This window comes from Cedecea neteri, from assembly GCF_000758325.1.
GTDB lineage: Bacteria > Pseudomonadota > Gammaproteobacteria > Enterobacterales > Enterobacteriaceae > Cedecea > Cedecea neteri_B.
Window position 1 is genome coordinate 2,662,673 of record NZ_CP009459.1, and the last position, 21,793, is coordinate 2,684,465.

Here is a 21,793-nt window from a genome sequence, read left to right on the forward strand (position 1 = left end):
GGTTTACCCCTTCGCACGACGTTGACCGGCGAACAGGCGTTTCACCAGGACAAAGAAGAGAGGAACAAAGAAAATTGCGAGCAGGGTAGCGGTCAGCGTGCCGCCCACAATCCCTGTCCCGATGGCGATACGACTGTTTGCGCCCGCCCCGGTGGCAACGGCCAGCGGCGTGACCCCGGCGACAAACGCCAGAGACGTCATGATGATGGGGCGCAGGCGCGTTTGCGCCGCATGCAGGGCGGCATGACTTAGCGAATAACCTTTATTTACGGCCGCCTCGGCGTATTCCACAATCAAAATGGCGTTTTTAGACGACAAGCCAATGGTGGTCAGCAGCGCGACCTGGAAGTAAATATCGTTACTTAAGTCGCGCATCCACGCGGCAAGCGCGGCGCCAAGCAGCCCCAAAGGAATAACCAGAATCACCGACAGCGGCACGGACCAGCTTTCATAGAGAGCGGCCGGGCACAAGAACACGACGAGAATAGAAACCGCATACAGGCTGAGCGCCTGGCCACTGGCCAGTTTTTCCTGCAGGGAAAGCCCGCTCCATGCCCAGCTGGTGCCTGCTGGCAGGCTATTTGCCAGCGTTTCCATTTTTTCCATTGCCGCACCGGAACTGTATCCGGCGGCATTTTCTCCCTGAATTTCGAAGGCAACCGAGCCGTTGTAGCGCACCAGGTTTTCCGGACCATATTGCCAGCGGGTGGTGGCGAATGCGGAGAAAGGCGTCATGCTTTGGTTTTCGCTGCGTACAAACCATTTTCCGAGGTCGGCGGGGGCTGCCCGGGAGTCGCTTTCTCCCTGGATGTAGACCTTTTTGACGCGCCCCCGGTCGATAAAGTCATTCACATAAGTCCCGCCCCAGGCGCTGGAAAGCGTGGCGGAAACCTCGCTCAGCGAAAGCCCTAACGAAACGGCTTTATTACTGTCGATATCCACCTGGAGCTGCGGCATCTGCGGCAGATCGTTGGCGCGCACGGCCTGCAGGCCCGGGTCCTGATTCGCTTTGGCAATCAGCTGGTTACGCAGGGAAAATAGCGTGTCACGGTCGGTTCCACCATTGGCAAGCAGCTCAAAGGTAAAACCGTTGCTTCTGCCGAGCCCGTCGACGGACGGCGGGATCATCGCAAATACCGAGGCATCCCTAAGCGTGTTGAGTCCTTTCATGGCTCGCAGGGCGATAGCCTGGGCCGTATTCTCTTCGCCTTCACGCTCGGACCAGTTTTTTAGCGACACAAAAGCCATGCCGGTGTTTTGCCCGTTGCCGCTGAAGCTAAAGCCATCGACGGTAAAAATCACGTTGGTGTTGGCCTTTTCTTTGGTCAGGAACCAGTCGGTGACGGTGCGGTTGATTTCCGCCGTGCGTACGGCCGTCGCGCCCGGCGGCAAGGTCCACTGCACCATGATCTGACCCTGATCCTCGACGGGCAGGAAGCTCCCCGGCAGTTTCCACATCACCAGACCCATCGCGCCGCAGATGGCAACGTAAGCCAGCATGACGGTGGCGTAATGACGCAGAGTGTCTATTACGCGGCGCTTATAGCCACGCTCGGTGGTGCGGTACAGGCGGTTAAACCCGGCGAAAAATCCGCGTTTATGGGATGTGGTATGCTGCAGAACGCTGCCACAAAGCGCCGGCGTTAGCGTCAGGGCAACCACCACCGACAGGACCATGGCGGAAATAATGGTGACTGAGAACTGGCGGTAAATGACCCCCGTTGAGCCGCCAAAAAACGCCATCGGCAGAAAGACCGCGGACAACACTAAGGCGATGGCTATCAGGGCACCGGCGATTTCCCCCATGGATTTTTCTGTAGCCTCGCGCGCCGGAAGCCCTTCGTCGCGCATGATACGTTCCACGTTTTCCACCACGACAATGGCGTCGTCGACCAGCAGACCGATGGCCAGTACCATGGCAAACAGCGTCAGCGTGTTAATGGAATAGCCGAACAGGGCCAGCACGCCAAAAGTCCCTAGCAGCACGACTGGTACCGCCAGCGCGGGAATCAGCGTGGCGCGGACGTTCTGCAAGAAGAGATACATCACGAAGACCACCAGCAGAATGGCTTCAATCAGCGTCTGGACGACATCCTCTATAGAGATTTTGATGAATTCGGTGCTGTCTTTGGGGAAGGCGATTCTGTAGCCCTCCGGCATGCTGCGCTCGAACTCGGCGATTTTCTCTTTCACTCGCGTGGTGGTGTCCAGCGCGTTAGCACCCGGTGCAAGCATCACGGCAATCCCTGCTGCCGGATGACCATTCAGTTTGGCGATGGAGGTGTAATCCTCGCTGCCCATTTCAACCCTGGCTACATCGGCAATACGAATAGTTGCCCCGTTAGCCTGGCTCTTCACGATGATATTCTGGAACTGCTCCACGGTTTGTAGTCGCGACTGGGCGCGAACCGTCGCGGTCAGCTGCTGAGCATCTGAGGCGGGAAGGGCGCCAATTTTACCGGCGGAAACCTGAATGTTCTGCGCTTCTATCGCCGTTTGAATATCCGAAGGCATCAGCGCGTAAGAAGCCAGTTTGGCCGGATCCATCCAGATACGCATCGCATATTCTGCGCCGAACACCTGCAAGCTGCCGACGCCGGTCAGGCGGGCCATCGGATCCTGAACGTTGCTGACCAGCCAGTCGGCGATATCCGAACTGTTGGCTTTATCCTGCTCGTCGTAGACGCCCATGATCATCAGAAAGCTGCTTTGGGACTTCACCACAGTCACGCCGGACTGCTGCACTTCGCTCGGCAGGCGGGACTCGGCCTGCTGAACTTTGTTTTGTACCTGAACCTGTGCAGTATCGGGATCTGTACCTTGCTCAAAGGTGACGGTAATGCTGACGGAGCCGTCTGAGCTGCTGGTGGAGCTGAAATAGAGCAGGTTATCCAGCCCGGTCAACTGCTGCTCAATGACCTGAGTCACGCTATTTTCCAGCGTTTCGGCCGAAGCGCCGGTGTAGGTGGCTGAGATTTTTATGGCGGGAGGCGCCACATCGGGATACTGGGCGACGGGCAGGGTGCGAATCGCGAGCACCCCGGCCAGCATAATAAGAATCGCAATGACCCAGGCAAAAACCGGGCGACGAACGAAGAAGGTGGAGAACATCAGGCTTTACCTCCGTCCTGGGTTATTTCCACGGGGGTAACCTGCTGCCCGGCGCTGATTTTCCCGGTGCCTTCAACGATCAGGCGGTCGCCGGTATTCAGGCCGCTGAGCACCAGCCATTTATCGCCATAGGTAGCGCCGGTTTCTAGCATCCGCTGCTCAACTTTGTTTTCAGCATTAACAATCAGCGCGGTGGCATTGCCTTTCGCATCGCGGGTAATGCCCTGCTGCGGGGCAAGAATGGCATCATTCATGATGCCTTCATCAACCCGGGCGCGAACAAACATGCCGGGCAGTAGCTGTTGCTGAGGGTTGGCGAAAACGGCCCGCAGGGTAACAGAACCGGTTGATTCGTCGACGGCCACCTCCGTTAGCGCGAGGCGTCCTTTTTGCGCATAGGTGCTGCCATCCTCCAGGAGCAAAGAGACGCTTAGCGTATCGGCGTTTGTCGCTAGTGTTTGCTTGCGCAGGCGCAGTAAATCTACGCTGGAGCGGGTGAGATCCACATAAATCGTGCCTAACCCGCGAACGGTGGCCAGGGCACTTTCCTGCTCAGCCGAAACCAGTGCCCCCGGCGTAACGGAAGATATCCCTATTCGCCCGGCGATAGGTGAAGTGACGGTTGTCCAGTTGAGGTTGATGCGCGCACTTTCCAGCGTGGCTTTTTTCGAGTCCACGCTGGCTTTGTCCTGATTGCAGGTGGACTGCGCATCGTCGGCATCCTGCCGGGAGACACCGTTTTCTTTCACTAATTGCCCATAGCGGAGGGCTTTCTGGCAATCGGCAACGACCAGCGCCTGCGCCTGTTTTAGTGACGCGGCGGCTTCGTTGTAAGTGGCCTGGAAGCTGGCAGGATCAATCTGGTAAAGCGGCTGGCCAGCTTTAACGTTATCCCCTTCATTAAACAGCCGCTTCTGGATAATACCGGTGACCTGAGGGCGAACTTCTGCACTCATTGCGGCCGCGGTTCGTCCGGTAAGCTCGCTAATAACAGAAACAGGCTGGCTGGCTAATGTCGTGATCCCCACTTCCGGGAAGGGAAGTGCCGGTGCCGATATATCTTCATTATTACATCCGCTCAGTAGAAATAATGTGACTACAGATGTTTGAATATATTTCATCTCTTTTCTCAGGGTGAAGGATGTCCGCCTCGCTATTGCGCAAGGAATAAAGTTTCAGGCACTCGTCTCTCTCCGAATATTCGGAAAGAATAAAAGTAGGGGAGGTGTTATTCCCCTGGTGTTGGTTTAAATAAAACTAGTTAATGCCAATCAGCATATTAATGATTTCGCGATACACTTTTTCCATGGCCTGGGGTTCTACTTTCTGTGACGTCAGGCGGCGATAAATTGTGCCCTCCATCATCACAGCCGTGACTTCGACGGAGCAACGCACGCGCTCTTCGGTTAAATGAGGGTGATCTTTTTTAAGGTGTAAACAAGCGGTTTTGAAAATACGTTCATCAGCCTCGGCAAGCCAGGCGGCCACCTGCGGGTTACGCGTGGCTTCGGCTGAGATTTCCAGCATTAACGTGTCATCTTCTTCGTTGAGGCTAATTCGGCTGGCGAGAAGATTAGGAATAATATCCGTCGGGCTTTTATCCGACATGTCGGCAATACGTTTATCTATGATGCGATGAATAATGGCTTCAATGATGGCATCTTTATTACTGAAGTAGCGATAAATTTGCCCGACGCTTAGCTGTGCCTCGGTGGCAATTTGCGACATGCTTGCGGCATGAAAACCATTGCTGGTAAAGCAGCGTCTGGCCGCGGCAATAATGTCGTTTTGGCGGGCTTTGTGCCGGGCTTCTAGTTTGCTACTCATCGCTCACTCCGTATTTTTAGTTTTTGAGAATGATCATTCTCATTTGTTGCTAATTATACGTCGCAATAGGATGTTGGAAAGATTTTTTTTGATTTGTTTATAACTGACTGTTTTTAATTGAGGTAATTTTTGTGCCGTGGTGAGAAGGACGGAATTAAAGACTTTTAACCTTTAACTTAATAAGGTTTATTAACGAGGTTAAATGAAAATAGGCTTATTAATATTGTGTGAATTGTGAAGGGTAAAATGGCGGTGAGGGAGGGATATTACTCGCGCCGTCCGTGGCGCTCGCCCTGCGGGTTGCCGGAGGCAATGCAAAACGGCTGTCCTGCCGTTTTGTGATTCGCAAGCTCACCCCTTCGGGGCAGCGTTATCACAAGTGATGCCGCTGTCCAACCTGCAGAAGGAGGTTGTCGAACCCCGTCGAGGGTTCTCATCCACTCCCTGAGTGTGCAACATGCGAAAAAAAAGCCCGCATTTGCATGCGAGCTCTTCTTCAAATATGGCGGTGAGGGAGGGATATCACTCGCGCCATCCGTGGCGCTCGCCCTGCGGGTTGCCGGAGGCAATGCAAAACGGCTGTCCTGCCGTTTTGGCGAACCCTGTCGAGGGTTATCATCCGTCCCTCATGGGGTTACGGGCATTAAAAAAGCCTGAACGTGAGTTCAGGCTCTCTTATTGAATATGGCGGTGAGGGAGGGATTCGAACCCTCGATACGTTGCCGTATACACACTTTCCAGGCGTGCTCCTTCAGCCACTCGGACACCTCACCATATTGTTGCTCCAGCGCTGCTGGAACGGGCGCTAATTTAGGGAAAATGGACTTCGCCGTCAATGCTAATTTCATGTTTTTGGTGCGTTTAGCCAAACTTCATCCAACTTGATTCTTAAACCACCACAAGATGCTGCTTTTTATTACTTTGGGGCTTGCATGGCGAGTCGATTCGCGCAAGCCTAAGAAAAAAAGGAGGCAGTATGGACATTATTTTTCATCACCCCACTTTTGACACCGAGTACTGGCTGAATCGCCTTCAGCTGGCTTTGCCTGGCGCTCGCGTTCGCCAGTGGAAGCAGGGTGACCAGCAACCTGCGGACTACGCCCTTGTCTGGCATCCTCCGGTGGAAATGCTTAGCGGCCGTAAAGGGCTGAAAGGCGTTTTTGCGCTGGGGGCGGGCGTGGACGCTATTCTCAGTAAACTTCAGGCTCATCCTGACATGCTGCCTGACGGCGTGCCGCTGTTTCGTCTGGAAGATACAGGCATGGGGCTGCAGATGCAGGAGTACGCGGTCAGCCAGGTGCTGCATTGGTTCCGCCGTTTTGACGATTACCAAAGACAAAAACAGCAGGCGCAATGGCAGACGCTGGACGATTATCGTCGTGAGGATTTCACCATCGGGATCCTCGGCGCGGGCGTGCTGGGTGGGAAAGTGGCTGAAAGTCTTGTGGCCTGGGGCTTCCCGGTTCGCTGCTGGAGCCGCAGTAAGAAAGATTTCCCTGGTGTGGAGAGTTTTGCCGGGAGTGAAGCGCTGCCAGCCTTCTTAAGCGGCACCCGCGTGTTGATCAACTTGCTGCCTAATACGCCGCAAACGGTCGGCATTATCAATCGTGAGCTGCTGGGCCAGCTGGCTAAAGACGCTTACGTGATAAATCTTGCGCGCGGTGTTCACCTGGTCGAGGCCGATCTGCTGGCTGCACTGGATGCCGGGCAGCTCAAGGGCGCAATGCTGGACGTCTTCTCTAAAGAGCCGCTGCCGGAAAATAACCCACTCTGGGCGCATCCTCGCGTGGCAATTACGCCGCATGTTGCAGCGGTGACTCGTCCTGACGAGGCGATCGCCTATATTGCAAAAACGATTACTCAACTGGAAAACGGCGAGGCCGTCTCCGGCGAAGTCTCACTACAGCACGGCTATTAAGCATCAAGCCCGGCTCTGGCCGGGCTAATAAGCTTCCAGAAGCAGGCTAAAAATTGTCATGGATTGCTGGTATCCTTAAGTCAAAATAGAAAAGGAGAAAGCCATGTATCCCGTTGACCTGCATATGCATACCGTTGCCAGCACCCACGCCTACAGTACCCTCCACGATTATATTGCCGTTGCGAAAGCCAAAGGTATCAAGTTGTTCGCCATTACCGACCACGGCCCGGATATGGCGGATGCGCCGCATTACTGGCACTTTGTGAATATGCGTATCTGGCCACGGCTGGTCGATGGCGTCGGCATTCTGCGCGGTATTGAGTCGAACATTAAAAACACTGCCGGGGAAATCGACTGCACCGGCCCGATGCTGGACGCACTGGATTTAATTATCGCTGGCTTCCATGAGCCGGTGTTTCCGCCCAAAGATAAAGCCACCCACACCGAAGCGATGATCGCGACGATGGCAAACGGCGATGTGCATATCATCAGCCATCCAGGGAATCCTAAGTTTGAAATTGATATCCCTGCTGTTGCGGCGGCGGCGGCGAAATATAACGTCGCACTAGAGCTGAATAACTCTTCGTTTACCCATTCGCGCATTGGCAGCGGCCCAAACTGCCGCGCCATTGCCGAAGCCGTGCGCGATGCCGGTGGCTGGCTGGCCTTAGGGTCTGACTCCCACACCGCCTTTACGCTGGGAGATTTCACCGAATGCCGTAAAATCCTCGATGAAATCAATTTCCCGGAAGAGCGGATCCTTAATGTTTCACCGCAGCGCCTGCTGGGCTTCCTTGAAGCTCGTGGGATGGCGCCAATTGCTGAATTTGCCACACTGTAATTAACACCCGTAATGGATAGAGCCAGTCATGAATGAGTTTTCAATTATTTGCCGCGTACTCGGATCGCTTTTTTATCGCCAGCCGCAGGATCCCCTGCTGGTGCCTCTGTTTACGCTGATCCGTGAAGGGAAGCTGGCGGCAAGCTGGCCACTGGAGCAGGATGAGCTGTTGGGCCGACTGCAAAACAGCTGCGATCCGCAGCTGCTGGCGGCCGACTTTAACGCGCTGTTTGTCGGCGAAAAATGTAGCGTACCGCCATTCCGTTCCGCCTGGGAAGAGGGGAGCAATGAAGGCGAAGTGCGCCAGTTCCTGAAGCAACGTGGCATGCCGCTGGGCGAGTCGCCGGCCGATCATTTCGGGACGCTATTGCTGGCGGCCTCATGGCTGGAAGATCAGTCTCAGGAAGATGAGTTTGAAGCGCAGGTGACGCTGTTTGATGACTATCTGATGCCGTGGTGCGGGACTTTCCTGGGCAAGGTTGAAGCCCATGCCACAACGCCATTCTACCGCACGCTGGCGGCGATCAGCCGTGAGGCGCTGCAGGCCATGCGCGATGAGCTGCAGGAATCAGAGGAAGAGTAATTGTGATTTGAATCACAATTAAAATGCAACGCTGATTTCTAATTTACAAAAAATGTGCGCCAGATCGTAGTGAGAGGCCCGGCCTCTGATATGATACGGCGCCATGAAGACACTTATTCCATTAGCAATCACCACCGGTATTCTCTCAGGCCTTTGGGGCTGGGTGGCGGTGAGTCTCGGCCTGCTGGGCTGGGCCGGTTTCCTCGGCTGTACCGCCTATTTTGCCTGTCCGCAGGGCGGTATGAAGGGGCTTTTTATTTCTCTGTGTACTCTGTGCAGCGGCGTACTATGGGCGCTGGTGATTATTCACGGCAGCGCGCTGGCACCGCAGGCGGAAATCCTGGGCTATATCATGACCGGCGTAGTCGCCTTCCTGATGTGCATTCAGGCTCGCCATATTTTGCTCTCGTTTGTCCCCGGGACGTTTATCGGCGCCTGTGCAACTTTTGCCAATCAGGGCGAGTGGCACAACGTGGTGCCTTCGCTGCTTTTAGGTCTGGTGTTTGGCTTCGCGATGAAAAACAGTGGGTTGTGGCTCGCGGCCCGGCGGGAAAAGCCAAAACCGAAGGCCAGCTCATTGTTAAGTGAATAAAAAAACCAGCGAAAGCTGGTTTTTTTTATCGTGGCAGAGGGTCTCAGGAGGCGGGCGGCGTTGAGAGCTGTTTGTATTTCACCAGCACCGGATTGTTAATATCGGCCGGGTTCTGCAGATCCCAGAGCCCTCTGTCGATCCCGTCGTTGACCAGATAGATGACCCCCGTTTCAATGGCGGACATCAGGCACAGCATCACCGGCTCGTTGCTGGTATAGCCCACTTCACCCTCCAGCAGGCGCTGATAATCAATAAACCTGAAGACGCCAGCCTGCACCTCGTATGACAGGATCGTTTTGCTGGTGTTGACGGACGACATGACTTCACCGGTGCTGACGTCTACCACTCGTAGGTTCACGGCAATCTGATCAAGCTGGTACTGCGTGTCTGCGCCTATGCCAAAGTAGCGAGCGCCCGCGCCACCCGACTTCACGTTGCTCTCGTAGCCAATGATCGACCCTTCGATCATCACATTGGCCGCAACCAGAGAGTGCAGCGGGGCGCGGTTATTATCGGCCACGGTGCCGTTTTCCTGTGCAGCGCGAATAATTTTGCGTTCGTTCAGCAGGTTTTGCAGCCCCTGCCGTTCAAGTGGAATGAACCAGCGAGAATCTTTCAGCGCGGTGACCAGCATAGACGTTGCACTTTGCGGCACGGCGGTAGAAAAGTTGCTGGCGGGATAGGGCTTGAACTGGCCCGTTTCGTCCTGAATGTTATAGACCGAGACATAAAGCTTCCCTTTTGCTTCGGGCAAATGTGTGAGGTCGAGGTAGCTTTGTGCTCGCGGTAATAACGTTGGTCTGGCGGCCTCTTTTGGCGGGGCCGTTAAACAACCACTTAATAAAAACACCGCCATAATCAGAAGTATGCGCTGCATGATAGTGATCCTTTCAGAGGTATTTATGATTTTAAGCCACTAAAAATTCGTAGAATTCGCCTGCAGGCCGGATACCTGAATGGTTGACGTTTTGCCGGTTTTTCGGTCGGTGACGTTGAGCTGAAGCTGGCCGTCAGTATTGGCAATATCGACGATAAAATCATTGGTGACCATGCGCCCTGGTTTGCCGGTATTAATATTGGTCAGCAGCCCGCCCAGCACCTGCGACTGCAGCGCCTGGGTGAAGTTATCCAGCGCGCTGGGCATTTGAATGCCGAGATCGCTGCTGTAGCTGGGATCTTTATAAGAGTTTTGCGCCTGGGCCGAATTTAACAGATAGGCGCCGTTATTGGGGTTGCCGCCAAAATTGGGGTTAACAAACTGGAAAACCATATTCCCGCCCCAGGCCAGCGGCGTAAATAACAGCACGGGCAGTACGGCATGATAAATACGCATCATCGTCTCCTAGAATTCATCGTGGGTTAAATCGCTGGTACTCAATAATTGCTTATCGATCAGCCTGCGTTTAAGCGCCTCATCGGTATGGACCAGTGCAACGTCAACGTTTTTGTCGAAGTCGCGTTTTGTGGGGAAAAGAAATGCCTGATAAACAACGTTCTGCCCGGCGGTAATGGTTATCCAGCTTCCCCATCGGGCGCTGGGCCGCTCGTTGATGGTTAAATTGCCGGTATAATTGCTTTCCCATTTATCGCTGAAGGCGCGGTAAAAGCTGTGGCCAACGGAGGTGACGGTATGGTCGGTCAGCAGCCCAGGGATCTCGACTTCTTCGGCCAGGGCACTGCTTATCAGACAGCAGCAGGCTGCCAGCGTAAGTGCAGTTGAACGTTTCATGGGGCTATCGCCGAAGATTATCGTTTGCCCAGGAAACCGCCTGAGTTCGATTCTTGACGGCTATCTTTCTGAACAGGTTATACAGGTGCGTTTTGACGGTGTTCTCACTGATAAACAGCGAACGCGCGATTTCAACATTGGAAGAGCCAACGCGCAGCTTATTCAGTATTTCCTTTTCGCGCTGCGTCAGGCGGGATGACTCGGAGCTGTTAAACCGGTAGTTGCCGGAGTGGTTGATCAGGTAGCTGGCCAGTTTCTGCGAGAAGTAACATTCCCCAGCCAGTACCCCGCGCAGTCCTTCGATGACTTTGGGCTCTTCTACGGCAAGATAAAAGACGCCATTGATGTGCGGCCAGTTTTCAATCTCCCGGAAGGGATATTCCTCCGGCGTGTTGAGTAACAACAATTTTATCTGGCTGTTTTTTCGACTTAATTTTTCCTGCCAGAACAGAATGGTCTTTTTATCTGTTTCCGCCATATCAAATAAAATCAGAACATTACCGGGAAACTCATCCAGTGGACGTTGAATATTATGAATACGGCCATTTATTTCTAACGAGGCACGCAGGTGCTGTAATAAGGCTGAAGCCTGGAGAGAAGGTTTTGTCATTAACAATAACGTAGGGCCCTGAGGGGCATGGACTTCATTATACATGATGAAACTCCACCTGGTTTATGTCGCTACCTTTTGAATTAATAAGCATTAATTCTCTATAACGTGAAGAATGTCGCGACGGTGCTGTATGTTAAATAGTTTTAATTGCCGAAATGATTTTATTTCGGTCAGCAAAAGAAAATTAACTAAAGAAGTGGTAACTGTTTCCAATTTAGCGATTGGATATTTTAACGCAAGTGTTAACTATGTAACTAAATGTTTCTGTGGATATTAAAATGTTTCAGTGTGATGTGTTGTCTATTTAATTTTAATCATAAAGTTGTACGTTTTTGTCTTTTTGTATAGCAAATTATTTTCGATTATTGATTTTAAATAATTGTATTTAATGTGTTTTATTTTTATTTTTTTGTTTTGCTCACTCTGTTCATAATTTTAAAAACTGCGTTCCCAGTATTCTGTCGCTTCGCTTAAGAAAACTGGTCATGGTGACGAAGTTTTTTCATAAAGCGACTAAGCATCGCTCAAGTTGTGCTAAGTCAGTGAGAGTGAAGGCAACTTTAAATAAGTGTGCTAATGATTATCCGATCCCTGGATCAGGTAGTTGTAATGGTGATGATTGTTTATTTTTTTTCGTATTAATACTTTGGTGTGAATTTTATAACGCAAAATACCACTCCGGTATGAGTTATTTTTAATTGTTGCCGTAACATACTCATTTACGTAGCGATGCAATAATACATTATTGTTGGTTCGTTATGCTTGACCAGCATATTACACGTCATATTGTTCCGGCATTATCTGGTTCAGGGTGACAGAATGAAAAAATATTTTATTTCTATAATGTTCGTTGGCCTGGCGAGTCACTGTTTTGCCGCGAGTTACGATCTCGCCACTGCTGAGTACAATTTTGCTGTCAATGAATTGAGTAACCCTCAATTTAATCAAACGGTCATTATTGGCCAGTCTGGGAGCAATAATAATGCTGCAGTGGTTCAGCGGGGGCAGAAGCAATTTTCTGAGGTTACACAAAGCGGAGCAGGTAACCGGGCAAACATCGAACAATCAGGCAGTTATAACCTTGCTTATATCTCGCAAGAGGGTAACGCCAACGATGCGAGTATAAAGCAGGATTCATTTGGTAATGCGGCGCTTATTATCCAACGAGGTTCTGGTAATAAAGCAAACATTACCCAGTACGGTACCCAGAAGTCAGCAGTTGTTGTGCAAAACCAGTCGCAAATGGCGATTCGCATTATTCAGCGATAAGCAAAATATTTGGGCTGAAACTATCAATCCGATGGGGGTTTTAGTATGAATCTTTTCAAAGTGGCAGCATTAGCAGCACTGATTGTTTCCGCAGGTGCAATGGCGACCTATCCGCAACAGGCTCAGCACTCGACCTTGAAAATATATCAGCAGGGTAACGGAAATAATGCTACTGCGCTGCAGTCGAATGCGTTCTATTCGAAGACTGAAATTAAACAGCTGGGCACGGTGAATGGTGCCAAAGTTGGCCAGGGCTCTGACAGCAGCGATATTAAATTGCTGCAGGACGGCTACGGTAACAATGCCACCCTCAGCCAGTGGAACGGGAAAAACGCGCAGATTGATGTTCAGCAGTTCGGGACCAACAACGGAGCAGTGGTTAATCAGACGGCATCCAGCTCCCTGGTGTCGGTCACCCAGTTCGGCAACGGTAACCACGCCACGGCTTCTCAGTACTAAAGCGACCTGGCTATCGCGTAAACAGGGCCGATGGCCCTGTTTTTCTTTGGAGGTTGTATGCATACCCTGGTATTGCTTGCCGCACTCTCAAGCCAGCTGACGTTTAATACCCGGCAGCAGGAAAACATCTACACCATAACGCCTGTCGTCACGCTGGCGGCGGATTGCCAGTGCACCATGACGCTGGCGGCAACCAAAACCGGCCCGTCGGGGAACAGTTCCAGCCACCAAAGCAGAGAACTGTTTATAAAAGCGCATGAGGCCGTTGATCTGTCGCAGCTAAGTTTGAATATTGACCCCGGCGACAGCGTCACGGTCACTGTTACCCTGAGCGACGGAAAAGCCTTTCACCTTGAGCAGCAGTGGCAAAATCCGGGGAAGTCTTGACCGCAAACAAATATATGTGACGGAAGTATTGCAAGAACAAAAAACATGGATCACTGTTTAATTATCTTTGATTTTCTGCCGATAACCTTCAGGGACGACAGCAATCGAGGAGTAATGAACGTGAAAGCAAGTTTTAAGCAGTATTTGCTTTGTCTGGCGCTGGGCATCGCGGTTTCACCGCTTTCTCAGGCTGCATCCTCTGGCATTATCCATTTTCGAGGTGAAATAGTAGAAGGCGGCTGTCAATGGGCACCGGCCAGTTCTAATGTCGCTATGACCTGCACCGAAAAAGGCAAACCCGTCACTCAGACTGTTGCCCTTAGCTCCCTGGATGGTATTACCCTTCACAATGACAGTACGATGCAAACCCGTGTGCAATACCTCGACCCACAGCACAAAACAGCAGTGCTGTACGTTACCTATCAATAACGCCACGGCCCGTTTAACACGGGCTGTGTATTTTTGGTTTCAGACCACATAGCAGAGTAAACTAACGCGGATCGATTTCAGTTGAACGCATAGGGTTACTGCTGTGAAAAAAAGTTTGCTTCTTTCTCTTTTGCTTGTGGCGCAGGTGACCGGGGCGGTAACGCTGGATGACATCCAAAAGCGATTTGCCGTCGTGCCGGTAATGCGGGCGCAGTTTGAGCAGGAGCGTCAGATAAAAGGGATGGCGCAACCGCTGCATTCCAGCGGGCGGATTGTGGTGACAAAACATAAGGGGCTGTGGTGGCAGCAGCGCCAGCCTTTCCCGATGGGACTGGTTGTCGGGGAGAATCGGATGATTCAGGTGATGGGAAACCAGCCGCCGCAGGCGATCACCGCGGAGAACAATCCGCAAATGTTTCAGTTCAATCAGCTGCTGCGTACGCTGTTTTACCTCGACCGAAAAGCGCTTGAGAAAGATTTTATCAGCGAGTTTTCCGACCTGGGGGAGGGGAAATGGCGACTGGTATTGATTCCCTTTGAGAAAACGCTCAGCGGGCTGTTCCGCTCGATTACGCTTTATGGTGAGAAGTCGCTGGACCGGATTGAGCTGAATGACGTGGAGGATGACGCCACGGAGATAACGTTTACGCACCATCAGTTTGAGCCCCGCAGACTTAGTCAGGAAGAGCGCAAACGCCTTGCCTTCTAAATAATGTCTGGCCGCTAGCTGAGTTTTTGATTGCGTTGGCGGTGGCTGGCGGCATAATGTGTAAAACTTAATTAGAACGATAACTATTGCTATTTATATGGACGTTTCTCTCAGCCGCCGACGCCTGCTGGCTTTAGCCTCGCTGCTGCCTCTGGCGGCCGTTCTCCCCTGCCAGGCTGAATCCCGCCGCTTTGATGTCACACGTATTATTGCCCTGGAATGGCGACCGGTTGAAATGCTGCTGGCGCTAGGAATTATGCCGATGGCGATTGCCGATAAGCGTAATTATCACCGCTGGGTAGGGGAGCCAAAGTTGCCTGAATCCGTCGTTGATGTTGGCCTGAGAAACGAGCCCAATCGCGAGCTGATGCAGCGTCTCACTCCTTCTCTCTTTCTGATTTCCAAAGGCTTCGGTCCGGCTGAGTCAGATTTAACACCTATCGCTCCCTGTTGGTCGACGGCCTTTAATGATGCCTCTGGCCGCCCGCTGGCGCTGCTGGAAAAAGATCTTCTGAGGCTCGGACAGTTTTTAGGGCGGGAGCAGCAGGCTACCGACCATCTGGCCCATTTTCACCAGCAGATGGCCGCCACTCGTGCAAAGCTGCCAGGTAATCCCAACCCGCTGGTGATGTTTTCATTTCTTGATAGCCGCCGGGTGATGATCTTTGGCCGCAACAGCTTGTTTAACGACCTGCTGGAACGGCTGGGGATGCGTAACGCCTGGGACGGGAAAACCAATGCCTGGGGAAGCGCCATCGTGGGTATTGAAACCCTGGTCAGGCTGAAAAATGTCACAGCGGTTTGCTTTATGCACGGCGATGATGATCCGGTTAAAACGGTGGCGAAATCTGCGCTATGGCAGGTTATGCCTTTTGTGCGCGAGGGGCAGTTACACCTGCTGCCAGCGGTATGGTTTTACGGCGGCAGCTTCTCGGCGCTACGTTTTTGCCAGCTCCTGCCGGAGGCACTGTGCGCATAATCCTGCTTTTACTCTGTGCCTTCACGCTGTTTTTGACCGGCTACAACTTCCAGCAAATGCTGCCTGCCGGGCTCTGGTGGCAAGCGATAACGTTGCCTCAGGTGACCGATGTTTCGCAGATGCTGTTTCACTACAGCCTGCTGCCGCGAACCGTGCTTGCGCTGCTTACCGGCGCCGGACTGGCGCTGGCTGGCTGCCTGTTTCAGCATATTCTGCGCAACCCTCTGGCCGAACCGGCCACCCTTGGCGTTGCGGCTGGGGCACAGTTGGGGCTGACCCTGGCGACGCTGTTTTTGGCTGGGGCAGGGGAAACCGGCAAACAGCTGGCGGCGCTGGCTGGTGCAATGGCCGTGGGCAGCATTGTGCTCGGGGCTGCCTGGGGGAAACGTATGTCGCCGGTCACGTTGATACTTGCCGGACTTGTGCTGGGACTGTATTGCGGGGCAGTGAAAAGTTTCCTTGTGCTGTTCAACCATGAACGCCTGCAAAACCTGTTTATCTGGAGCAGCGGGATGCTTAACCAGTACGACTGGGCTGGCGTGGAGTTTCTTTGGCCGAGGCTGCTGGCCGTGCTGCTACTCATCGTATTGATGATTCGCCCGCTGGGTATGCTGGCCCTGGATGACACCGTATTACGTGGGCTGGGGATGAAACTGGCTCTGGTGCGCGTGGGTGGGCTATTTTTGGCGCTGCTGCTGAGTTCGATGCTGGTCAGTGTGGTGGGCGTGATCGGATTTATCGGCCTGTTTGCTCCGGTTCTGGCCGGGATGTTTGGCGTCAGACGCCTGCTGCCTAAACTTCTGGCTTCGATGGCGACGGGGGCGCTCCTGCTTTTACTTAGCGATCAACTGGTTCTCTGGGTTGGAAGCTACTGGCAAGAACTGCCGACCGGCGCCGTGACGGCGTTGGTGGGGGCACCGTTAATGCTGTGGTTATTGCCTCGCCTGCGCCATCAGCGTCTGGCGGCTTCTGATGATGCCAGCGCGATTGCGGAACGCCGACTTTCCCCCGGTGCGGTATTGCTGATTATTGCGGTTTTGGCGCTGGTGGCCTTGCTGGTGCTGGGCGTTGGGCGGGAAAGCGCAGGCTGGTTTATTGGCATACAAGAAATGTGGCAGTGGCGCTGGCCGAGGGTGCTGTCGGCGCTTGCCGCGGGCGCAATGCTGGCGGCGGCGGGTACACTAGTGCAAAAAATGACCGGCAATCCGATGGCCAGCCCCGAAGTGCTGGGCGTGAGTTCCGGCGCGGCCTGCGCCATCGTGTTACTGATATTTCTTGTTCCCGGTGACGTCAGCGCGTGGCAACTGCCAGCAGGCTTTGCAGGTGCGGCATTCACGCTCATGGCGATGCTCGTTTTAGCCCGCACCGGACTGGCTCCGGGAAGGCTTTTACTGACCGGTGTGGCGCTGAGTACCGTCTTCGCCACGCTGCTCACGCTTTATCTGGCCAGCGGAGATCCGCGCAGCGGGTCGGTGCTGACGTGGCTGTCCGGCTCCACCTGGAAAGTGACCGGGCAGCAGGCGCTGGTGAGCGGAGGCATGGCGCTGGCGCTGATTGGGCTCACGCCCCTGGTGCGACGCTGGCTCGCCATATTGCCGCTGGGCGGTGAGACGGCTCAGGCCCTGGGCGTGGCCCTGAGCCAATCGCGTATCAGTATCCTGGTGCTGGCAGCCGGACTAGTCGCTGCCGCAACGCTCTGCGTGGGGCCACTGAGTTTTGTTGGGTTGATGGCACCGCACATGGCAAGAATGCTCGGTTTCCGCCGCGCAATGCCCCAGCTTATCGTGGCGATAGCTATCGGGGCCGGGCTGATGCTGCTGGCCGACTGGCTGGGCCGAAGCCTTATCTTCCCGTTCCAGATCCCGGCGGGGTTGTTAGCCACGCTTTGCGGCGCGCCGTACTTTATCTGGCTGTTACGCAAAGCGTGATGTGCCGTAAAAGCAGGCTCGTTCCGGGCGCGCCTGCTGTTTGAATTCTCATCTATTTACGTGGCCAGTCGTTTCTGCTGGCCAACGTCCCCTCGGGCATTTTTCTTGCAATTTCTAATTACAAAACGATAATCACAATCAAAATCATAATCGTTCTCATTAATCGTTTTTATTTTACCAGGAAATTTCAATGCCTCACCAACCCTCTCGTCAGGCCGGGTTTAAACCGCGCTTGATTGCAGCGTTGATCGCTGCCGCCTGCACACCTGTTGCCGCTGCCTCACAGGAAAATCCTCAGCAAAAAGTTGTAGCCAAAGAAGAGACCATTACCGTCACGGCGACCCCGGATACGCAATTTCGCGAGGGCGGCAACGAGCTGGTTCCTGCTTACCTGGATGGGCAGGTGGCCAATGGCGGTCGCCTGGGCATGCTCGGTGAGCAGGATGCACGCAACGTGCCGTTCAACATCATCGGCTATACCTCCAAAATGATTGAGGATAAGCAGGCCAATACCCTCAGCGACATTATCCGCAATGACGCGACGGTTCAGCCCGTGCGTAGCTACGGCAACTTCGGTGAATCGTACCGTGTGAGGGGTTTTCTGTTAGACGGGGATGATATTTCTTACGGCGGCCTGTATGGCGTATTGCCTCGGCAGATCACCAGCACGGCTATTGCAGAGCGTGTGGAGGTAATTAAAGGCTCAACGGCGTTTCTCAACGGGGTACCACCGGGCGGATCTGGCGTGGGCGGGGCCATTAATATTGAGCCCAAGCGTGCCGGAAGTGAACCACATACCCAAATTGGCGTCGATTACACCGGGCGTTCGCAGGTTGGAGGCTCGCTGGATACTGGCCGCAGGTTTGGCGATAACGACCAGTTTGGCGCCCGCGTTAACCTGCTGCACCGTGAAGGCGAGAGTGATGTTCGCGGACAGAAGAACAGAACGTCGCTGGCAAGCGTTGGGCTGGATTACAAAGGCGACAGGCTGCGGACCTCCTTCGACGGCGGCTATCAGAAAATGACGGTACATAATGGCCGCATCGGGGTGGGTGTTGGGGCCATTACGCAGATGCCTGATGTACCAGATAACCGCACAAACTACGGGCAGCCGTGGGTTTATTCAGATATGAGCTCTCGCTTTGCCGCGCTGCACAGTGAGTATGATGTGGCGAGCAGTTGGACGCTTTATGGCGCGCTGGGCACCAGCGAAACCGACGAACGCGGTAATTACAGCGTACCTAAGTTTGTTGATAACAATGGCAACACCAGCCAGACTCGTCTGTCTACGCGATACATCGCCGATGTTTTCTCCGGCATGGGCGGCGTGCGGGGGAAATTTGATACCGGCTTTATCGGCCACAGCGTCAACCTCGGCTATTCTGGCGTTTACCGTAAAACCCGCGCGGCCTACACCATGTCATCCAGTAAAACTGCCGTCGGAAATAATATCTACGATCCATCTTATCTCGACCTCAGCCGTTTCCCGACGGTCGCTTCCGGCAGCAACATGGACGATCCAACCCAGCGGAGCCGCACGATAACAAGCGGTGTTTCGCTGTCTGATACGCTCTCCGCGCTGGACGATAAAGTCTTGTTGACCGTCGGCGCTCGCCGCCAGGACGTGCGGGTTCGTAACTATAGCTATACCGGTGTGGAAGATCCTAAAACACGCTTTGATGCTTTCAAGGTTACGCCGGTTTATGGTCTGGTGGTGAAGCCGTGGGAGCCGGTTTCTTTCTATGCGAACCACATTGAAGCGCTGCAGCCTGGGCCTACGGCAACGTCCAAGGCCACCAATGCCGGAAACGTGGTTGGCGTTGTGCAGTCGAAGCAGAACGAAGTGGGCATGAAGATGGACTTCGGCCGCATGGGCGGCAGCCTGGCGCTGTTTGAGATCAAAAAGCCGGTGGGAATGCTCGACAGCAACAATCTCTACGGCCTGTATGGTGAACAGCGCAGCCGCGGTATGGAGCTGAACGTCTTTGGTGAGCCTGTGTATGGCGTGCGCCTGTTGGGAAGTGCCCTGTGGCTTCAGCCAGAAATGGTGAAGACTAACGGCGGGACAAATGACGGTAAGGATGCGATCGGGGTTCCTCGTTACGCCTGGTCCGTGGGCGGTGAGTGGGATCTGCCGTGGGTACAGAACCTGACTGCGACGGGGACGCTGATCCGCACCGGGTCACAATACGCCAACGCCGACAACAGCGTTAAGCTGAACGGCTGGACTCGCCTCGATCTCGGCGTCCGCTACAGCACGAAGGTTAACGAACAAACGCTGACCTGGCGTGCCAACGTCGAAAACGTCACCAACGAGAAATACTGGGCTTCCGTCGACGACGGCGGGGCCTATATTACGCAAAGCGACCCACGTACCCTGAAACTTTCCATGACTGTTGATTTCTAATCCAATAACAAATGCCCCGTGAAGGCGGGGTTTTTTGTGGCTGATATCCGGAGATTTTCAAAGGTTGAAATGTCCGGAAACGATAATAGTCATGTACGCGCCCCGTCTGACGAGAATAGACTACGGCAAAGTACGGTTGGAGAATGGTTAATGAGTGAACGCATACAGGTTGTCCAGGGCGACATCACGCAGATTGAGGTCGATGTGATAGTCAACGCGGCAAACCCTTCGCTAATGGGCGGTGGGGGAGTGGATGGGGCGATTCATCGCGCCGCCGGACCCGCGCTGCTGGAAGCCTGTAAAGCGGTACGCCAGCTGCAGGGTGAATGTCCCCCTGGTCAGGCGGTGATTACCGAGGCCGGGAATATTCCGGTAAAAGCGGTGATCCACGCCGTTGGGCCGGTCTGGCACGGCGGCGAGCAGAACGAAGCCGAGCTTTTGGAGCTGGCCTATCGTAACAGCCTGGATTTAGCGGCCGCTAACGGTTACCGCTCGATTGCTTTTCCGGCAATCAGCACCGGCGTGTATGGTTTCCCAAAAGCCCAGGCCGCGCGCATAGCGTGGGATGTTGCTTACAAATACATTGGCCTGCGCCCGCTGCCGGAGCGCGTGGTATTTGTTTGCTTTGATGATGAGAACACGCAGATTTATCAGCAGATTGCGGCTGAATGTCATAAATAAATCACGACACTTTCATAAAACTTCAATTTGTGGCGGCTAAGATTTCTGGCGCAGAGATAAAAAAGGCCGGTGTTCATACCCGGCCTTTAGCGTGTTATCCCGCAAATGATTGTGGCGTCGCCGCCTTCTCCTTCGGCTTGCCTGAAAACAGGAAACGAAGCAGCGGAATGCGCAGGTGCAGCTCGTAAAGCAGCAGCGCGATACCGACCACAAAGACCAGCCCGCTGAAGAAGCCTAAAATATTGGATGTGATGTGCGGCGTGATAAACGCGCCGAAGAACAGCGTGAGCGGGTGGTGTACCAGATAGATAAACAGCGATGCATTAACGAAATAGGTCACTCGCGCGGATTTAAAATTCAGCATTTTATAGCCCAGCGAAAACACCACGTTGACCATCCATAGCCCCATCAGCATGGTGATCACGCTTTCAGTTTCGTACATCCAGGCGTCGCCGCTGCCGTAGCGCTGGTTTAATAAATAGGCGGCAAACGCAAAGACCGCGCCCACCTGGCTCCAGCGTGAAGGCGTGGTGAACAGGATTTTCAGCGATTCGCGTTTGAATGTCAGCGCGCCAAGCATAAAGAACGGCAGATAAAACAGCGTTTGCATCACCACAAAATTAAACAACCCGTCGCTTAATAACGGCGCGTGGATAATAAAAATAGCCCGGCGAATAGCGGCGTATAAAATGCCGAAGCCGAGAAATAAAAGTGAGAGTTTTCCCAGGGTAATTGGTGAATTATTATTCTGTTCGTTTCTAATTATAAAATTATTAATTTTTTGAAACAAAACCATGCCCAGGGTCGTTAATATCACCAGCACCAGTAAAAACCACAGGTGAGAGACAAGTTCCCACACCAGCGTATTGTATTTTTGATATCCGGTGAGTGTGTGCCACAGGCCGGCCTTATCGTTGATGTACTGCAGCATCACGAACTGAGGCAGCGTCAGCAGCGGGATCGCGGTGAGCATCGGGATGCCGACGCGCTCTACGCGCACTGTCCACCAGCGTTTCAGCGGGTAGCGCAGAAATAACATGTAGGAAAAATAGCCAGAAATAACGAAGAACACCTGCATACGAAACGCGTGAATAAAATCATTAAACAGCGTCAGGCTCGCAGAGGGCATAGCGCTATTCACGTGCCAATGATGGCTCGAATAGATAAGCGAAATGTGGAACGGGATGCCCAATAGCATCAACCATGCCCGGATTGAATCCAGGAAAAACTCACGTTGTTGTGGTGCGTTACTCATAAAACTCCAGACATTTTCAGACTATTCGTCTTATCCTTAAGACCCTATCCCATCAGGCTAAAAGTCCAGTTCAGTC

At 53.4% G+C, this 21,793-nt stretch carries 21 protein-coding genes and 1 tRNA gene; 13 read left to right on the top strand and 9 right to left on the bottom strand.

Annotated features, from left to right (window positions below; all coding sequences use genetic code 11):
• Window positions 1–3 precede the first annotated feature (3 nt).
• The 4 genes from LH86_RS12520 to LH86_RS12535 form a co-directional block, all read right to left on the bottom strand.
• Window positions 4–3,111, bottom strand: a complete 3,108-nt coding sequence (locus LH86_RS12520) for an efflux RND transporter permease subunit (RefSeq protein WP_039301752.1) — start codon at window positions 3,109–3,111, stop codon at window positions 4–6.
• Complete coding sequence (locus LH86_RS12525; RefSeq protein WP_039301756.1) at window positions 3,111–4,232, bottom strand: efflux RND transporter periplasmic adaptor subunit; 1,122 nt, start codon at window positions 4,230–4,232, stop codon at window positions 3,111–3,113. Before LH86_RS12525 ends, LH86_RS12520 begins: the two co-directional genes overlap by 1 nt.
• 136 nt (window positions 4,233–4,368) lie before the next feature.
• Window positions 4,369–4,938 (bottom strand): TetR/AcrR family transcriptional regulator, encoded by a 570-nt coding sequence (locus LH86_RS12530; protein WP_039301758.1) that lies wholly within the window; start codon window positions 4,936–4,938, stop codon window positions 4,369–4,371.
• Window positions 4,939–5,623: 685 nt separating this feature from the next.
• Window positions 5,624–5,711: transfer RNA gene (locus tag LH86_RS12535), tRNA-Ser, on the bottom strand.
• Window positions 5,712–5,914: 203 nt separating this feature from the next.
• Here LH86_RS12535 and ghrA point away from each other — a divergent pair.
• From ghrA to LH86_RS12555, 4 genes are all read left to right on the top strand, one after another.
• On the top strand, window positions 5,915–6,856 hold the full coding sequence (ghrA, locus tag LH86_RS12540; protein WP_039301761.1) for a glyoxylate/hydroxypyruvate reductase GhrA: 942 nt from the start codon (window positions 5,915–5,917) through the stop codon (window positions 6,854–6,856).
• A gap of 103 nt (window positions 6,857–6,959) precedes the next feature.
• Window positions 6,960–7,697: a phosphatase gene (locus LH86_RS12545; protein ID WP_039301764.1), complete on the top strand. Its 738-nt coding sequence runs from the start codon at window positions 6,960–6,962 to the stop codon at window positions 7,695–7,697.
• Window positions 7,698–7,725: 28 nt separating this feature from the next.
• Window positions 7,726–8,280 carry a TorD/DmsD family molecular chaperone gene (locus LH86_RS12550; protein ID WP_039301767.1) on the top strand — a complete coding sequence of 185 codons (555 nt, stop codon included), beginning with the start codon at window positions 7,726–7,728 and terminating at the stop codon, window positions 8,278–8,280.
• Between the two features lie 103 nt (window positions 8,281–8,383).
• Window positions 8,384–8,872 carry a DUF1097 domain-containing protein gene (locus LH86_RS12555; protein WP_039301769.1) on the top strand — a complete coding sequence of 163 codons (489 nt, stop codon included), beginning with the start codon at window positions 8,384–8,386 and terminating at the stop codon, window positions 8,870–8,872.
• A 43-nt stretch (window positions 8,873–8,915) separates the two neighbouring features.
• Here the strand turns inward: LH86_RS12555 and csgG are convergent, their stop codons facing one another.
• From csgG to csgD, 4 genes are read right to left on the bottom strand one after another with little or no spacing between them, the layout of a single operon-like run.
• On the bottom strand, window positions 8,916–9,749 hold the full coding sequence (csgG, locus tag LH86_RS12560) for a curli production assembly/transport protein CsgG (protein ID WP_039301772.1): 834 nt from the start codon (window positions 9,747–9,749) through the stop codon (window positions 8,916–8,918).
• 39 nt (window positions 9,750–9,788) lie between these two features.
• Entirely contained in the window at window positions 9,789–10,205 is a 417-nt protein-coding gene (gene csgF / locus LH86_RS12565; protein WP_008453564.1) for a curli production assembly/transport protein CsgF, read from the bottom strand.
• 9 nt (window positions 10,206–10,214) lie between these two features.
• Entirely contained in the window at window positions 10,215–10,601 is a 387-nt protein-coding gene (gene csgE, locus LH86_RS12570) for a curli production assembly/transport protein CsgE (protein WP_039301775.1), read from the bottom strand.
• 4 nt (window positions 10,602–10,605) lie between these two features.
• Window positions 10,606–11,256, bottom strand: coding sequence for a biofilm master transcriptional regulator CsgD (gene csgD / locus LH86_RS12575; protein ID WP_039301778.1), 651 nt, complete (start codon window positions 11,254–11,256; stop codon window positions 10,606–10,608).
• 777 nt (window positions 11,257–12,033) lie between these two features.
• On the opposite strand from csgD, the gene csgB reads away from it, so the two are divergent.
• The 9 genes from csgB (at window position 12,034) to ymdB (ending at window position 20,462) form a co-directional block, all read left to right on the top strand.
• Window positions 12,034–12,483, top strand: coding sequence for a curli minor subunit CsgB (gene csgB / locus LH86_RS12580; RefSeq protein ID WP_039301781.1), 450 nt, complete (start codon window positions 12,034–12,036; stop codon window positions 12,481–12,483).
• Window positions 12,484–12,528: 45 nt separating this feature from the next.
• Window positions 12,529–12,942, top strand: a complete 414-nt coding sequence (gene csgA / locus LH86_RS12585) for a curli major subunit CsgA (RefSeq protein WP_039301784.1) — start codon at window positions 12,529–12,531, stop codon at window positions 12,940–12,942.
• A gap of 57 nt (window positions 12,943–12,999) precedes the next feature.
• Window positions 13,000–13,329, top strand: a complete 330-nt coding sequence (gene csgC / locus LH86_RS12590) for a curli assembly chaperone CsgC (RefSeq protein ID WP_039306152.1) — start codon at window positions 13,000–13,002, stop codon at window positions 13,327–13,329.
• 114 nt (window positions 13,330–13,443) lie between these two features.
• Window positions 13,444–13,758: a hypothetical protein gene (locus LH86_RS12595; protein WP_039301787.1), complete on the top strand. Its 315-nt coding sequence runs from the start codon at window positions 13,444–13,446 to the stop codon at window positions 13,756–13,758.
• Window positions 13,759–13,861: 103 nt separating this feature from the next.
• Window positions 13,862–14,467, top strand: coding sequence for an outer membrane lipoprotein carrier protein LolA (locus tag LH86_RS12600; RefSeq protein ID WP_039301790.1), 606 nt, complete (start codon window positions 13,862–13,864; stop codon window positions 14,465–14,467).
• 97 nt (window positions 14,468–14,564) lie between these two features.
• Complete coding sequence (gene fhuD / locus LH86_RS12605) at window positions 14,565–15,446, top strand: Fe(3+)-hydroxamate ABC transporter substrate-binding protein FhuD (RefSeq protein ID WP_039301793.1); 882 nt, start codon at window positions 14,565–14,567, stop codon at window positions 15,444–15,446.
• A complete protein-coding gene (gene fhuB / locus LH86_RS12610; RefSeq protein WP_231562688.1) occupies window positions 15,377–17,374 on the top strand; it encodes a Fe(3+)-hydroxamate ABC transporter permease FhuB in 1,998 nt (665 codons plus the stop codon). Before fhuD ends, fhuB begins: the two co-directional genes overlap by 70 nt.
• 190 nt (window positions 17,375–17,564) lie before the next feature.
• On the top strand, window positions 17,565–19,781 hold the full coding sequence (locus LH86_RS12615; protein ID WP_039301799.1) for a TonB-dependent receptor: 2,217 nt from the start codon (window positions 17,565–17,567) through the stop codon (window positions 19,779–19,781).
• A 150-nt stretch (window positions 19,782–19,931) separates the two neighbouring features.
• Window positions 19,932–20,462, top strand: a complete 531-nt coding sequence (gene ymdB / locus LH86_RS12620; RefSeq protein WP_008453543.1) for an O-acetyl-ADP-ribose deacetylase — start codon at window positions 19,932–19,934, stop codon at window positions 20,460–20,462.
• Between the two features lie 94 nt (window positions 20,463–20,556).
• Here the strand turns inward: ymdB and mdoC are convergent, their stop codons facing one another.
• Window positions 20,557–21,717, bottom strand: a complete 1,161-nt coding sequence (gene mdoC / locus LH86_RS12625) for a glucans biosynthesis protein MdoC (protein WP_039301802.1) — start codon at window positions 21,715–21,717, stop codon at window positions 20,557–20,559.
• Window positions 21,718–21,793: the final 76 nt, after the last annotated feature.